Here is a 15,009-nt window from a genome sequence, read left to right on the forward strand (position 1 = left end):
TCCGTTACTGGTGGGTGACGACGATCAGACGCAGCGCGTCCAGACGCCATCCGGCCTGCGCCAGCGCATCCATCACCTGCTGACGGTTGCTTTCGATCGCCGCCAGTTCGTCGTCACGGATGTTCGGATTCACCGCCTTCAGCGCTTCCAGACGCGACAGCTCCGCCGTCAGCTTTTCATCGGCTTCGTTACGCGCTGCGTCGATCAGCCCCTGCGCCGCTTTGGCGATCTGCGCTTCGCCCTGTTGCAGAATGGCGTGAACGTCCTGCTGCACCGCGTTGACCAGTTTGCTGCCGGTGTGGCGGTTGACCGCGCTCAGCTGGCGGTTGAAGCTTTCAAATTCCACCTGGCCGGCGAGGTTGTTGCCGTTTTTATCCAGCAGCAGGCGAACCGGGGTCGCCGGCAGGAAGCGGTTAAGCTGCAGCTGCTTCGGCGCCTGCGCTTCGACGACGTAGATCAGCTCCAGCAGCAGGGTGCCGACCGGCAGCGCCTTATTCTTCAGCAGGGAAATGGTGCTGCTGCCGGTATCGCCGGAGAGGATCAGATCCAGACCGTTGCGGATCAGCGGATGTTCCCAGGTGATGAACTGCGCATCTTCACGCGACAGCGCCACGTCACGCTCGAAGGTGATGGTGCAGCCGTCTTCCGGCAGGCCCGGGAAATCCGGGACCAGCATATGGTCGGACGGGGTGAGGACGATCAGGTTTTCACCGCGGTCGTCCTGGTTGATGCCGACGATATCGAACAGGTTCATCGAGAAGGCGATCAGACTGGTGTCGTCATCCTGCTCTTCGATGCTCTCCGCCAGCGCCTGCGCTTTCTCGCCGCCGTTGGAGTGGATCTCCAGCAGACGGTCGCGGCCCTGCTCCAGCTGCGCCTTCAGGGCGTCATGCTGTTGGCGGCAGGATTTGATCAGATCGTCAAAGCCATCGGTGGATTCTGGCGCCGCAAGATAGTTGATCAGTTCATCATGGACGCTGTCGTAGACGGTACGGCCGGTCGGGCAGGTATGTTCGAAGGCGTCGAGCCCTTCGTGATACCAGCGCACCAGCACCGACTGCGCGGTCTTTTCCAGGTATGGAACGTGGATCTGGATATCGTGTGCCTGACCGATACGGTCGAGACGGCCGATACGCTGCTCCAGCAGATCCGGGTTAAATGGCAGGTCGAACATCACCAGGTTGCTGGCGAACTGGAAGTTACGTCCTTCGGAGCCGATTTCGGAGCACAGCAACACCTGCGCGCCGGTGTCTTCTTCGGCAAACCACGCCGCGGCGCGGTCGCGTTCGATAATCGACATCCCTTCATGGAACACCGCGGCGCGGATGCCTTCGCGCTCGCGCAGCACCTGCTCCAGCTGTAGCGCGGTGGCGGCTTTGGCGCAAATCACCAGGACCTTCTGCGAGCGATGGCTGGTCAGGTAGCCCATCAGCCACTCGACGCGCGGGTCGAAGTTCCACCAGGTGCCGGTATCGCCTTCAAATTCCTGATAGATCTGCTCCGGATAGAGCATGTCGCGCGCGCGCTCTTCCGCGGTTTTGCGGGCGCCCATGATGCCAGAGACCTTGATGGCCGTCTGGTACTGGGTCGGCAGCGGCAGACGAATGGTGTGCAGCTCGCGTTTCGGGAAGCCTTTCACGCCGTTACGGGTGTTCCGGAACAGCACGCGGCTGGTGCCGTGGCGGTCCATCAGCATCGAGACCAGCTCCTGGCGCGCGGCCTGAGCGTCTTCGCGATCGCTGTTGGCAGCCTGCAGCAGCGGCTCGATATCCTGCTCGCCGATCAGATCGCCAAGGGTATTGAGTTCGCTATCGCTCAGCGTGTTGCCCGCCAGCAGCAGGGCGACGGCATCGGCGACCGGGCGGTAGTTTTGTTGTTCTTCAACAAACTGGGCAAAATCGTGGAAGCGGTTTGGATCCAGCAGACGCAGGCGCGCAAAGTGGCTCTCCATCCCCAACTGTTCCGGCGTCGCGGTCAGCAGCAGGATGCCCGGCACGCGCTCGGCCAGCTGTTCAATGGCCTGATATTCACGGCTCGGCGCCTCTTCGCTCCACACCAGGTGGTGCGCTTCGTCGACCACCATCAGGTCCCATTCGGCGTCGCACAGATGCTCCAGGCGCTGTTTGCTGCGGCGCACGAAGTCTAAAGAGCAGATCACCAGCTGTTCGGTTTCGAACGGGTTGTAGGCATCGTGCTGCGCTTCGGCGTAACGTTCGTCGTCGAACAGTGAGAAACGCAGGTTGAAACGGCGCAGCATTTCCACCAGCCACTGGTGCTGGAGGGTTTCCGGGACCACAATCAGCACGCGCTCGGCGGCGCCGGAGAGCAGCTGCTGGTGCAGGATCATCCCGGCTTCAATGGTTTTACCTAAGCCCACTTCATCGGCCAGCAGGACGCGCGGCGCGTGACGACGGCCCACGTCATGGGCGATGTTCAGCTGATGCGGGATCAGGCTGGTGCGCTGGCCGCGCAGGCCGCTCCACGGCATGCGGTACTGCTCGCTCTGGAACTTACGCGCACGGTAGCGCAGGGCAAAGCGGTCCATACGGTCAATTTGACCGGCAAACAGGCGGTCCTGCGGCTTGCTGAACACCAGTTTGCTGTCGAGCAGCACTTCACGCAGAGTCACGTTCGCTTCCTGGGTGTCCAGGCGAGTACCGGTGTAGGACAGCAGCCCGTTCTCTTCATTCACTTTGTCAACGTGGAGCTGCCAGCCTTCATGGCTGGTAATGGTGTCGCCCGGGTTAAACATCACGCGGGTGATCGGGGAATCGTTGCGAGAGTACAGACGGTTTTCGCCGATGGCGGGGAAAAGGAGAGTGACCATGCGCGCATCCAGCGCTACCACCGTCCCTAATCCTAGTTCGCTCTCTGTGTCGCTAATCCAGCGTTGACCAAGTGTAAAAGGCATATGTGTTCGGCTCTTTGTTCTTTAATTGCAGGCAATAGTTGATCATCTCCATGAATAATCGGAGATGCGTCAAAATTGGGGCCAGGAATGGAAAGGGCGCTATATTACTGGATGGAGGAACGTTCGTCACCTCCTCCGCACCCTTCATTTTTCGGCTTTTGTGCCTGCGGAATGAGTGAGAAAAAATTAAAATAGCCCCAGCTGTCCTGTCACTATTGTAGCAAAGTCATCGTTGACGAAGGGCAGGATCCCTTCCGCCACCGGCTGCAACTGCTTTGTTAAATAGTGATCGTAATCGAGCGGCGACTGCTGGTAATCCACCGGCTCCGGGCCGCTGGTGGTCCAGACGTATTTGATGGTGCCGCGCTGCTGATACTGCTGCGCCCGCCCAAGCTTCACGTTGTGTTCATCCGCCAGCCTCGCGGCGCGCACGTGCGGCGGCACGTTACGTTGATACTCGGCCAGCGGTCGGCGCAGGCGCTTGCGATAAACCAGCTGCTTGTCGAGTTCGCCATTCATCAGCCTGGCGATAGTCTCCCGCACATAATCCTGATACGGCTGGTTGCGGAAGATGCGCAGGTATAACTCCTGTTGAAACTGCTGGGCTAGCGGCGTCCAGTCGGTGCGTACCGTCTCCAGCCCCTTGAACACCATGCGCTGGGCATCGCCCTCCTGAATCATCCCGGCATAGCGCTTCTTGCTGCCGGTATCGGCGCCGCGGATCGTCGGCATTAAAAAGCGGCAGAAGTGGGTTTCATACTCCAGCTCCAGGGCGCTGGTCAGCTGGCTTTTACCAAGCTCCTGCGCCCACCAGGCATTGACGTCGCTGACCAGCTCGCGGCCGATCTCCGCTGCCTGTGCTTCGCTATGCGGGCGTTTCAGCCAGACGAAGGTGGAATCGGTATCGCCGTAGATAACGTCGTAGCCTTTGGCTTCAATTAGCGCTTTGGTCTGGCGCATGATCGCGTGACCGCGCATGGTAATCGACGAGGCGAGACGCGGGTCGAAGAAGCGGCAGGCGCTGGTGCCCAGCACGCCGTAGAAGGCGTTCATGATAATCTTCAGCGCCTGGGAGAGCGGCTTATTATGCTGGCGTTTGGCTTCATCGCGGCCGTGCCAGATCTGGCTGACAATGCCGGGCAGGCAGTGTTTGTCGCGCGAAAAGCGGGCGCCAAGGAAGCCCTCGATGCTGTGCTGATCATCGGGCTGCGCCAGGCCTTCCACCAGGCCGACCGGATCGATTAGAAAGGTACGAATAATCGACGGATACAGGCTTTTGTAGTCCAGCACCAGCACCGAGTCATACAGACCGGGGCGGGAGTCCATCACGTAGCCGCCGGGGCTGGCCTGCGGGGGGACGTCGCCGAGGTTCGGCGCCACGTAGCCCAGGCGGTGCATGCGTGGGAAATAGAGATGGCTGAAGGCGGCCACCGATCCGCCGTGGCGATCGGCGGGCAGACCGTTAACCGTCGCCCGTTCGAGCAGAAACGGCATGATCTCCGTTTTGTGGAAGATCCGCGTGACCAGCTCGCAATCCTGCAGGTTATAGATCGCCAGCGCCGGTTTGTCTTCATGGAAGCGGCGATCGATCTCGTCCATCCGATCCCACGGGTTGTCAATGGCTTTACCTTCACCCAGCAGTTCGCGGGCCACGGCCTCCAGTGAAAAGGAGGAGAAGTTCCAGAACGCGGATTTTAGCGCGTCGATGCCGTCGATAATTAGCCGCCCGTTGGCCTGGGCGAAAAAGACGCCGTTCTTAAAACCGTGCTCACGCCACTCCAGCTCGCTGTTGCCGCGGCCGAGACGCAGCGGGATACGATAGCGCTCGGCGTGCTTTTGCAGGACCCGCAGATCGAACTGCACCACGTTCCAGCCGATCAGCACGTCAGGGTCGTGTTCGGCAAACCAGGCGTTGAGCTTTTCCAGCAGCAGGGGACGGCTGGCGATGAAGACCAGCTCGAAGTCGACGTCTGGCGGCGTTTCCGGTTCGGGGCCCAGCATGTAGACCACCCGCTGGCCGCAGCCTTCCAGACCGATGCAGTACAGCTCGCCGTGGCGGCTGGTTTCGATATCCAGCGACACCCATTTCAGCGGCGGGCGATAGTCAGGGTTCGGTTTCATGCGCGCGTTGACCAGCTGTGAGCCGCGCGTTTCGCCTTCCACCCACACCGGGGCGGTAATAAAGCGCTCCATCAGGTAGCGCTCCGGCGGACGGATATCACCCTCGTAGACGGTGACGCCGCTGTCGCGGAGCATCTTCTCCAGACGCATCAATTGACGATGGGCGCGACAGTAAAGGCCGACAACCGGCTGCCGGTGGAAATCTCTCAGGGTCAGTGGAGCGAAGCGGAAGCCTTTCTCCCCCTGCAGCAGCCGTTCAGCCTGCGCCTGCTGCGCTTCGGAGATAAAGGCAACGGACTCCTGCGGCGGCAGCGTGACCTGCAGCGGGCCGTCGTCGGTGGCCAGCCAGAAGGAGAGCTCGCTGCCCTGCGGGGTGTCCCGCCAGTGACGGGTGAGTAGAAAACCTGCTCGTGGCTGGGTCACGGGTATTCTCGCCGATAAAAAACCAGGCCTGATTATAGCCTGGTTTCATGATGGATGCTGGGGTTTTATACAGGTATTCGGCGCTAAGGTGGCCCCGGATTGCGGCTTGCGCTTTATCCGGGCTACCAGACGGTGGCGAGCAGTGTGATTATTGGCCGTAGTAGGCTTTGGCCCCGTGCTTACGCAGATAATGCTTATCTAGCAGCGTCTGCTGCATATCCGGCAGCTGCGGCGCCAGCTGGCGACAGAAGATGCCCATATAGGCGATCTCTTCCAGCACGATGGCGTTATGCACCGCGTCTTCGGCATTCTTACCCCAGGCAAACGGGCCGTGGGAGTGCACCAGCACGCCGGGCATCTGCGCGGGGTCGATTCCCTGCTGACGGAAAGTTTCGACAATCACGTTGCCGGTTTCCCACTCATATTCGCCGTTGATCTCCGCATCGGTCATCAACCGGGTGCAGGGAACCGGGCCATAGAAATAGTCAGCGTGGGTGGTGCCGGTCGCTGGAATGGATTGCCCGGCCTGCGCCCAGATGGTGGCGTGGCGCGAATGGGTATGCACAATACCGCCCAGCGTCGGGAAGGCCTGATACAGCAGGCGATGAGTAGGGGTATCCGACGAGGGCTTCTTGTTGCCTTCCACCACCTCGCCAGTCTCCAGACTGACCACCACCATATCGTCGGCGGTCATCACGCGGTAATCCACGCCGGAGGGTTTGATAACCAGAACGCCCTGGTCGCGGTCGACGGCGCTGACGTTGCCCCAGGTTAAGGTCACCAGATTATGCTGCGGCAGCGCTAAGTTGGCTTCCAGAACCTGGCGTTTAAGATCTTCTAACATAGTGTGCTCCGAATAGCAGGCGAGTCGGGTATCCCTCACCCCGACCCTCTCCCGGCGGGAGAGGGAGAAAGGCGGCATGGCGCCCTGTCGGTATCCTCTCCCCAACGGGGAGAGGGAAAGGGTGAGGGGACGGCCTCTTAGCGTTTTGAACCGTAATACACTTCATTCCAGCGCAGCGCGTCCTTGAAGGACGGCAGACGGGTATCGTTGTCGATGACCGTCAGCTCGATATTGTGCAGCTCGGCGAACTGGCGCATATCGTCGAGGTTCAGCGCATGGCTGAAGACGGTATGGTGCGCGCCACCGGCGATGATCCAGGCTTCCGAAGCGGTACGCAGATCCGGCTGCGCTTTCCACAGGGCGTTGGCCACCGGCAGCTTCGGCAGATCGTGCGGCGTCGGGACGGTTTCAATGGTGTTGACCAGCAGACGGAAGCGATCTCCCAGATCGATCAGGCTGGCGACAATCGCCGGGCCGGTCTGGGTATTGAAGATCAAACGCGCCGGATCCGCTTTGCCGCCGATACCCAGCGGCTGGACGTCGAGGATCGGTTTCTCAGCGGTAGCGATCGTCGGGCACACTTCCAGCATATGCGAACCGAGCACCAGGTCGTTGCCGTTGTCGAAGTGGTAGGTGTAATCCTCCATAAAGGAGGTGCCGCCCTGCAGACCGGTTGACATCACCTTCATGATGCGAAGCAGAGCGGCGGTTTTCCAGTCGCCTTCACCGGCAAAGCCGTAGCCCTGCTGCATCAGGCGCTGCACGGCGAGACCCGGAAGCTGTTTCAGGCCGTGGAGATCTTCAAAGGTGGTGGTAAAGGCGTGGAACCCGCCCTGCTCGAGAAAGCGTTTCATCCCCAGCTCAATGCGCGCGGCGTCCAGCACGTTCTGGCGCTTCTCGCCGTGAACCTGCGCCGCCGGGGTCAGACGGTAGCTGCTTTCATATTCATCGACCAGCGCGCTGATATCGCCGTCGCTGATGCTGTTGACCACCTGCACCAGATCGCCGACCGCCCAGGTGTTCACTGAGAAGCCAAACTTGATCTGCGCCGCGACTTTATCGCCGTCGGTCACCGCCACTTCGCGCATGTTATCGCCGAAACGGCACACTTTCAGATGGCGAGTATCCTGTTTGGAGACCGCCTGGCGCATCCAGCCGCCGATGCGCTGGTGGGCTTCTTTATCCTGCCAGTGGCCGGTGACCACGCTGTGTTGCTGGCGCATACGGGCGCCGATGAAACCGAACTCGCGGCCGCCGTGCGCGGTCTGGTTCAGGTTCATAAAGTCCATATCGATGCTGTCCCACGGCAGCGCGGCATTGTATTGCGTATGGAACTGCAGCAGCGGCTTGTTGAGGATGGTCAGGCCGTTGATCCACATTTTTGCCGGCGAGAAGGTATGCAACCAGACCACTAACCCGGCGCATTTGTCATCGTAGTTGGCGTCGCGGCAGATATGGGTGATCTCGTCCGGAGTGGTGCCCAGCGGCTTAAGGACCAGTTTGCACGGCAGTTTGGCTTCCGCATTCAGGCTGTTCACCACATGTTCGGCATGCTTCGTCACCTGGCGCAGGGCTTCCGGGCCGTACAGATGTTGGCTGCCAATAACGAACCATACTTCATAGTTATCAAAAATCGTCATTTTCGTATCCTTAATGGGTGAGCGCTGCCTGAGATTGCGGGGCTTTTTCCGCCTTTGCAGCCGAAGGGAGATAGTGTTGTTCAGCGCTGACCGACCACTGCTGGTAGCGCTGATAGAGTTGTTCGAAACGTTGCGCCTGCGCCGGGCGTGGCTGCAGGGTGGTTTCCACCTGGCTTGCCATCCGCTGCTGGGCGGCGGGAATATCGTCATAGACGCCGGCGGCGACGGCGGCGAAGATAGCCGCCCCCAGCGCACAGCACTGATCGGAGGCGACAATCTGCAGCGGGCGGTTCAGCACATCGCAGCAGGCCTGCATGATGACCTGGTTTTTCCGTGCGATACCGCCGAGGGCCATCACGTTGTTAACCGGGATCCCCTGCTCGGTGAAGCACTCCATAATGGCGCGGGCGCCAAAGGCGGTGGCGGCGATGAGGCCACCGAACAGCGCCGGCGCGTCGGTCGCCAGGTTAAGATCGGTGATCACCCCTTTCAGACGCTGGTTGGCATTCGGCGTGCGGCGGCCGTTGAACCAGTCGAGCACCACCGGCAGGTGATCGAGGGACGGATTATTGGCCCAGGCTTCGGTGAGCGCCGGCAGTAACTGTTTTTGGCTGGCTTTGATTTGCTCGCGCAACGCCGGCTGCTGCTGAGCCAGTTGTTCCAGCGGCCAGCCGAGAATGCGGCCAAACCAGGCGTAAATATCGCCGAAGGCGGACTGGCCTGCCTCCATGCCGATAAAGTGCGGAACCACGCTGCCGTCAACCTGCCCGCAGATGCCTTTTACCGTGCGCTCGCCGACGCTCTCTTTATCGGCAATCAGGATGTCGCAGGTGGAGGTGCCGATGACTTTCACCAGCGCGTTAGGTTGCGCCCCGGCGCCAACGGCGCCCATATGGCAGTCGAAGGCGCCGCCGGAGATGGCCACGGTCTGCGACAGACCCAGACGCTGGGCCCACTCTGCGCTCAGCGTGCCGACCGGCACATCGGCCGTCCAGGTATCGGTGAACAGCGGCCAGGCCAGATGCTGGTTAATGATGGGATCAAGCTCATCGAAGAAGCTGGCCGGCGGCAGACCGCCCCAGCTTTCGTGCCACAGCGATTTATGTCCGGCGCTGCAGCGGCCGCGGCGCAGATCCTGCGGACGGGTGGTGCCGGAGAGCAGGGCGGGTACCCAGTCGCAAAGCTCTACCCACGAGGCGGCAGCCTGGGCGACGGCGCTATCTTCGCGGGTGACGTGAAGGATTTTGGCCCAGAACCATTCGCTGGAGTAGATACCGCCAATATAGCGCGAGTAATCCTCTTTGCCCGGCTGGTGACACAGGCGGGTGATCGCCTCGGCTTCCTCGACCGCGGTGTGATCCTTCCACAGGACAAACATGGCGTTAGGGTTGTCAGCGAATTCTTCGCGCAGCGCCAGCACGTTGCCCTCGGCATCAACGGGAGCCGGGGTTGAGCCGGTGCTATCGACGCCAATGCCCACGACGTCGGCGCGCTGTTCGGCGCTCAGCGAAGCGAGCACGCTTTTCAGCGCCGCTTCCATGGACTCGATGTAATCTCGCGGGTGGTGGCGGAACCGGTTGTTAGCCCCATCGCAATACTGTCCTTCCCGCCAGCGCGGATACCACTCTACGCTTGCCGCCAGCTCTGCGCCGGACGCGCATTCCACCGCCAGGGCGCGGACTGAGTCACTACCAAAGTCGAGGCCAATCGCAATTGCCATCTTGTTACTCCATGCAGAAATCATTCATGCAGCAACAGTAGATATCCCCGGCAAAATCCGTCAGGCCGGATTCGCTAATCTTATGGATTATTTTGCTGTCACCTCGCAAAGTGTGACGCCGTGCAAATATTCGATGTGGACTTTCCTGCCGTATTTATAGACACTTTTGTTACCCGGTATATCACGGTGGAATGCACGCTGCTGGCGCTTTTTCGCTTACCGTGCGGCTTTTTAGCGAAATTCCCACCGCCGTCGCAGTCGCGACAGGGCCGAGAGCGATAAAATGATGAATATGGACAATTGGTGTCACTAATACCTTCGGGGAGAACCACGCGTATGGCCGAAACGCAAAACGATCCGCTGCTGCCGGGCTACTCTTTTAACGCTCATCTGGTCACCGGCCTCACGCCGATTGAGGCGCAGGGATACCTGGATTTCTTTATCGACCGCCCGCTGGGCATGAAAGGCTATATTCTCAACCTGACGATCCGCGGCGAGGGTGTTATCAACAACCACGGCGAGCAGTTCGTCTGCCGGCCGGGTGATATGCTGCTGTTCCCGCCAGGGGAAATCCATCACTACGGCCGCCATCCCGACGCCAGCGAGTGGTATCACCAGTGGGTCTACTTCCGGCCACGCGCCTACTGGCACGAGTGGCTCAACTGGCCGACGATCTTCGCCCAGACCGGCTTTTTCCGTCCGGATGAACAGTGGCAGGCGCGCTTTGGCGAACTGTTCGGCCAGATCGTCGATGCCGGGCAGGGGGCGGGGCGCTATTCCGAACTGCTGGCGATAAATCTGCTGGAACAGCTGCTGCTGCGGCGCATGGAGGCGATCAACGAATCGCTGCATCCGCCGCTGGATAACCGGGTGCGCGACGCCTGCCAGTACATCAGCGACCATCTGGCGGACAGCCATTTTGATATTGCCAGCGTCGCCCAGCACGTCTGCCTGTCGCCCTCGCGTCTGTCGCACCTGTTCCGCCAGCAGTTGGGGATCAGCGTGCTCGGCTGGCGGGAAGATCAGCGCATCAGCCAGGCCAAACTGCTGCTGAGCACGACACGGATGCCGATCGCCACCGTCGGGCGCAACGTTGGCTTTGAAGATCAGCTCTATTTTTCGCGCGTATTTAAAAAATGCACCGGCGCCAGCCCGAGCGAATTCCGTGCAGGATGTGAATAAAAAGTAAAGAAAGTGAAATGATGACCCGCTTAAATATCACAGCCAGTAAACTATTAAGACAATTGGTGGCTTGACGAGGGCGCGATGGCTCCGGAGAATCCGGGCTTCGTTTTTTAACCGGGTACATTATGCAAGCATTGCTGGAACACTTTATCACCCAATCCACGGTCTACTCGTTGTTAGCCGTGATGCTGGTGGCCTTTCTCGAGTCGCTGGCGCTGGTGGGGCTTATCTTACCCGGAACGGTGATGATGGCCGGCCTTGGGGCGCTTATCGGCAGCGGTGAGGTTAACTTCTGGCAGGCGTGGCTGGCGGGGATTGTCGGCTGTCTGCTGGGCGACTGGATCTCATTCTGGCTCGGCTGGCGCTTTAAAAAGCCGCTGCACCGCTGGTCGTTTATGAAGAAAAACCGTGCCCTGTTGGAGAAGACCGAGCATGCGTTGCATCAGCACAGCATGATCACCATTCTGATCGGCCGCTTTGTTGGGCCGACGCGACCGCTGGTGCCGATGGTCGCCGGGATGCTCGATCTGCCGGTGGCGAAGTTTGTGCTACCGAATATTATCGGCTGCCTGCTCTGGCCGCCGCTCTATTTCCTGCCCGGCATTCTCGCCGGGGCGGCGATTGATATTCCGGCCGATGAAAACAGCGCCAGCTTTAAATGGCTGCTGTTGGGGGCGGCGCTGCTGGCCTGGCTGGCAGGGTGGCTGTGCTGGCGGCTGTGGCGGAGCGCGAAAACCTCAGGCGATCGCCTGACCCGCTGGCTGCCGCGCGGCCGACTACTGTGGCTGTCACCGCTGATGGTGGTGGTCGCCGCGACGGCGCTGACTCTGGTCTGCCGCCATCCGCTGATGCCGGTCTATCTGGCGATCCTGCACAAGGTTATTGCGCGCTGATGCCCATCAGATGCGAGGCGCTGCTGTTGCCGCTTAACAGCTCGGCGGTGGCGCCATCCCAGACAATCCGCCCTTCGGCGACCACTATCGAGCGCGGCGCGATGCGTGCGGCATCTTCCACGCTGTGGGAGACCATCAGCAGAGTGAGCTGCTGCTGCTCGCAGACATCGGCGACCAGGGACAGCATCTCCTGACGCAGCGCCGGGTCAAGCGCTGAGAAGGGTTCATCCAGTAACAGCACCGGCTGCTGGCGCACCAGACAGCGGGCCAGCGCCGCGCGCTGCCGCTGACCGCCGGAAAGCTCGCCCGGCAGGCGTTCCAGCAGCGCATCAATTCCCATCTGTCCGGCCATCGCCGCCACCTGCGCCTGCTGCTCGCGGCTCAGTTTCAGGCCCGGGTGGATCCCGAGGCTGATATTCTGCCGAACCGTGAGATGGTTAAACAGGTTATTCTCCTGGAACAGCATCGAGACCGGACGCTGCGCCGGCGGCGTCGCGTTATGCACCTCGCCATTGATCCGCAGGCTGCCGCTGGCGGGCGGTAGAAAACCGGCGATCAGATTCAGCAGGGTGCTCTTTCCGGCGCCGCTGGGGCCGAGCACCGCGATGCGCTCGCCGCGCGCGACGTCGAGGGTAAAACGCATCGGCAGATGCTGGTACAGCCAGGTCACATCATTGAGTTTTAGCATCACGCCCCGGAAGTTTTTCAATCAGCGTAAATAATAAGAAACAGAGCAGCAGCAGGAGCAGGGCGGTGACGGCGCCGTCCTGGCTGCGGTAGGCGCCTATCTGCTGGTACAGATAGAAAGGCAGGGTGCGGAACGCCTCGTTGCCGAACAGGGCCACCACGCCGAAGTCACCAATCGACAGCACGCAGGCGAAGGCTAACGCCTGGGCCAGCGGGCGCCGGAGGGCGCGAAGCTCAACCACCCGCAGCCGCGTGAAGCCTTCAATCCCCAACGACTGGCACAGCATACTGTAGCGAGCGGTCACGTCGCGCATCGGGTTTTCCAGCACTTTAAGCGCGTAGGGGATCGCCATCAGGGCATTGGTGAAGATGACGATGCCGTCGGCGGACTCCGGCAGTCCGACGCTGTTACTGAGCAGCAGAAAAAAGCCAGTGGCCAGCACAATCCCCGGCATGGCAAGGATTAACATGCCGCTCAGCTCCATCGCCTGCCCGGCCAGCGGCCGCTGGCGGGCGCGCAGCTCCCGGCTGCTCCACAGCAGCATCATCGTCAGGGTTACGCTCAACAGCCCGGCGGCGATGGCGATGCGCAGAGAGGTACTCAATGCCTGCCAGAGCGCCGGCTGCGCCAGCACGTTCAGCATGTTGCGGTTGATCCCGTCGACGATGACCGCCAGCAGCGGTGGGAGCAGCAGCAGCAGGGCGGCGCCGATCAAGAGTCCGTCGCTCAGGCGGCTGTGCAGACGATCGTCAGGGTCGCGCCAGCCGCGGACATGGCTGACGCCGATAGCCACCGCTTTACTCAGACGCTGGCTGAGCAGTACCAGCGCGAGGCAGCAAAGCATCTGGATCAGCGCCAGCATTGCCGCGCGCGCCGGATCGTAGTCAAAGCTCAGCGCCTGGTAGATAGCCAGCTCAATCGTGGTGGCCTTCGGGCCGCCGCCCAGCGACAGCACGGTGGCGAAGCTGGCGAAGCAGAGCATAAAAATCAGCGCAGCGACGGCGGGAATGTGCCGGCGCATCCACGGCCATTCGACGAGGCGGAAGAAGGCATAGCCGCGCATGCCAAGCTGGGCGGCAATTTGCCGCTGTTCACCAGGGATACTCTCCAGCGCCTGCAGCAGCAGGCGGGTGGCCATCGGCATATTGAAAAAGACGTGCGCCAGCAGGATGCCCTGCAGACCGTAGGGCGAGAAATCCCACTGCCAGCCGAGCGCGTGAAACAGCGAGGCCAGCCAGCCCTGGCGGCCATAGACGCTGAGGATGCCAAACACCGCCACCAGCACCGGCAGGATCAGGGTCATCGCGCACAGGCGCAGCAGCAGTGTGCGGCCCGGGAAGCGACGCCGGTAAAGGGCGCGGGCGAGAAAGATCGCCGGCCCCACCGAGAACAGCGCTGACAGCGACGCCTGCCAGAAGGAGAAGCGCACCACGTGCCACAGGTAGCTATCGCTGAAGACTGATTGCCAGCCCGCGCCGGGGGCGCTAAACCACAGCGCCAGAAACGCCGCCAGCGCGACGGCGCAGAGCAGGGTAGCGGCAAAAAGGCCCGGCAATAGCCCGCGAAGGTTTAGCGGCTGACGGCGCGTTGCCATGCGCTAATCCAGGTCTGACGCTCGCTGGCGACCTGCTGCGGGGTAAACGCCAGGGTGGTCTGCGGCTTCACCAGGGTATCAAACCCGGCCGGCAGCGCGACCTGAGTCACCGGATACATCCAGTTCCCGGTGGGGATGGCGTTCTGGAAGCCAGGCGAGACCATAAATTTGAGGAACTTCTCCGCCAGTTCCGGCTGCTTGCTGGCGGCGGTACGCGCGGCAACTTCGACCTGCAGATAATGGCCTTCGGCGAAGCTCGCCGCCGCATAGTTGTCTTTCTTCTCTTCAATAATGTGGTAAGCCGGCGAGGTGGTGTAGCTTAAGACCAGGTCGCTTTCCCCTTTCAGGAACAGACCGTAGGCTTCACTCCAGCCCTTGGTGACGGTGACCGTTTTCGCCGCCAGTTTCTGCCAGGCCTCGGGCGCTTTATCGCCATAGACCTTTTGCATCCACAGCAGCAGGCCCAGCCCCGGGGTGCTGGTGCGGGGATCTTCGTAGATGACGCGCCATTTCTGCGGGCTCTCAACCAGCTCTTTCAGGCTTTTCGGCGGGTTAGCCAGTTTATTTTTGTCATAGACGAAGGCGAAATAGCCGTAATCGTAGGGGACAAAGGTGTCATTATCCCATCCGCCTGGCACGCTGACCGCGCTGGCAGGTACGTGGCTTTTGGCGAACAGTTTACTCTGCGCCGCGGCTTCCAGCAGGTTGTTATCCAGGCCAAGCACGATGTCGGCCTTGCTGTTCTTGCCTTCCATGCGCAGGCGATTCAGTAGCGAAACGCCATCTTCCAGGGCGACGAACTTCAGTTCGCAGCCGCAGTCCGCTTCAAAGGCTTTTTTGACCGCCGGGCCGGGGCCCCAGTCGGCAGAGAAGGAGTCATAGGTATAGACGGTGAGGACAGGCTTAGCCAGAGCGGGCATGGCGACCAGCGCCAGCAGCGGGAGTAATTTTTTCAACACTTTGCACCTCAGAAAAAAGGGGTGGCAAAGG

The 15,009-nt window shown here is 61.0% G+C and carries 10 protein-coding genes; 2 read left to right on the forward strand and 8 right to left on the reverse strand.

All coding sequences use genetic code 11. From position 1 onward, the window contains the following. Positions 1-4 precede the first annotated feature (4 nt). From rapA to araB, 5 genes are all read right to left on the reverse strand, one after another. A complete protein-coding gene (gene rapA, locus N438_RS16840; protein ID WP_008807464.1) occupies positions 5-2,911 on the reverse strand; it encodes an RNA polymerase-associated protein RapA in 2,907 nt (968 codons plus the stop codon). A gap of 186 nt (positions 2,912-3,097) precedes the next feature. Beyond that, the gene (gene polB, locus N438_RS16850) at positions 3,098-5,455 is read right to left on the reverse strand and encodes a DNA polymerase II (protein WP_116696381.1); all 2,358 of its coding nucleotides are present in this window, start codon (positions 5,453-5,455) and stop codon (positions 3,098-3,100) included. A gap of 148 nt (positions 5,456-5,603) precedes the next feature. Further along, positions 5,604-6,299: an L-ribulose-5-phosphate 4-epimerase gene (araD, locus tag N438_RS16855; RefSeq protein ID WP_012968949.1), complete on the reverse strand. Its 696-nt coding sequence runs from the start codon at positions 6,297-6,299 to the stop codon at positions 5,604-5,606. 137 nt (positions 6,300-6,436) lie between these two features. Next, entirely contained in the window at positions 6,437-7,939 is a 1,503-nt protein-coding gene (gene araA / locus N438_RS16860) for an L-arabinose isomerase (protein ID WP_008807461.1), read from the reverse strand. Between the two features lie 10 nt (positions 7,940-7,949). Then, positions 7,950-9,659 (reverse strand): ribulokinase, encoded by a 1,710-nt coding sequence (gene araB / locus N438_RS16865; protein WP_012968947.1) that lies wholly within the window; start codon positions 9,657-9,659, stop codon positions 7,950-7,952. 336 nt (positions 9,660-9,995) lie between these two features. Here araB and araC point away from each other — a divergent pair, with 336 nt between their 5' ends. Together araC and N438_RS16875 are read left to right on the forward strand one after the other, a co-directional pair. Next, entirely contained in the window at positions 9,996-10,841 is an 846-nt protein-coding gene (gene araC, locus N438_RS16870; protein ID WP_004204301.1) for an arabinose operon transcriptional regulator AraC, read from the forward strand. Between the two features lie 128 nt (positions 10,842-10,969). After that, positions 10,970-11,737 carry a DedA family protein gene (locus tag N438_RS16875; protein ID WP_008807458.1) on the forward strand — a complete coding sequence of 256 codons (768 nt, stop codon included), beginning with the start codon at positions 10,970-10,972 and terminating at the stop codon, positions 11,735-11,737. Here the strand turns inward: N438_RS16875 and thiQ are convergent. From thiQ to thiB, 3 genes are read right to left on the reverse strand one after another with little or no spacing between them, the layout of a single operon-like run. Next, positions 11,724-12,425, reverse strand: a complete 702-nt coding sequence (thiQ, locus tag N438_RS16880; protein ID WP_012542868.1) for a thiamine ABC transporter ATP-binding protein ThiQ — start codon at positions 12,423-12,425, stop codon at positions 11,724-11,726. The two genes, N438_RS16875 and thiQ, sit on opposite strands and share 14 nt — an antisense overlap. Beyond that, positions 12,409-14,019 carry a thiamine/thiamine pyrophosphate ABC transporter permease ThiP gene (gene thiP / locus N438_RS16885; protein WP_008807456.1) on the reverse strand — a complete coding sequence of 537 codons (1,611 nt, stop codon included), beginning with the start codon at positions 14,017-14,019 and terminating at the stop codon, positions 12,409-12,411. The genes thiQ and thiP overlap by 17 nt, the downstream gene beginning before the upstream one ends. Then, positions 13,995-14,978 (reverse strand): thiamine ABC transporter substrate binding subunit, encoded by a 984-nt coding sequence (thiB, locus tag N438_RS16890; RefSeq protein ID WP_016160289.1) that lies wholly within the window; start codon positions 14,976-14,978, stop codon positions 13,995-13,997. Before thiB ends, thiP begins: the two co-directional genes overlap by 25 nt. Positions 14,979-15,009 lie beyond the last annotated feature (31 nt).

The sequence above is a fragment of the Klebsiella sp. GL120222-02 genome, assembly GCF_003097195.1.
Taxonomy (GTDB): Bacteria; Pseudomonadota; Gammaproteobacteria; order Enterobacterales; family Enterobacteriaceae; genus Klebsiella; species Klebsiella variicola.

Coding starts and splice junctions, on each gene's coding strand:
- rapA (WP_008807464.1), bottom strand. CDS start 2,911: ATGCCTTTTACACTTGGTCAACGCTGGATTAGCGACACAGAGAGCGAA.
- thiQ (WP_012542868.1), bottom strand. CDS start 12,425: ATGCTAAAACTCAATGATGTGACCTGGCTGTACCAGCATCTGCCGATG.
- araC (WP_004204301.1), top strand. CDS start 9,996: ATGGCCGAAACGCAAAACGATCCGCTGCTGCCGGGCTACTCTTTTAAC.
- araA (WP_008807461.1), bottom strand. CDS start 7,939: ATGACGATTTTTGATAACTATGAAGTATGGTTCGTTATTGGCAGCCAA.
- araD (WP_012968949.1), bottom strand. CDS start 6,299: ATGTTAGAAGATCTTAAACGCCAGGTTCTGGAAGCCAACTTAGCGCTG.
- araB (WP_012968947.1), bottom strand. CDS start 9,659: ATGGCAATTGCGATTGGCCTCGACTTTGGTAGTGACTCAGTCCGCGCC.
- thiP (WP_008807456.1), bottom strand. CDS start 14,019: ATGGCAACGCGCCGTCAGCCGCTAAACCTTCGCGGGCTATTGCCGGGC.
- N438_RS16875 (WP_008807458.1), top strand. CDS start 10,970: ATGCAAGCATTGCTGGAACACTTTATCACCCAATCCACGGTCTACTCG.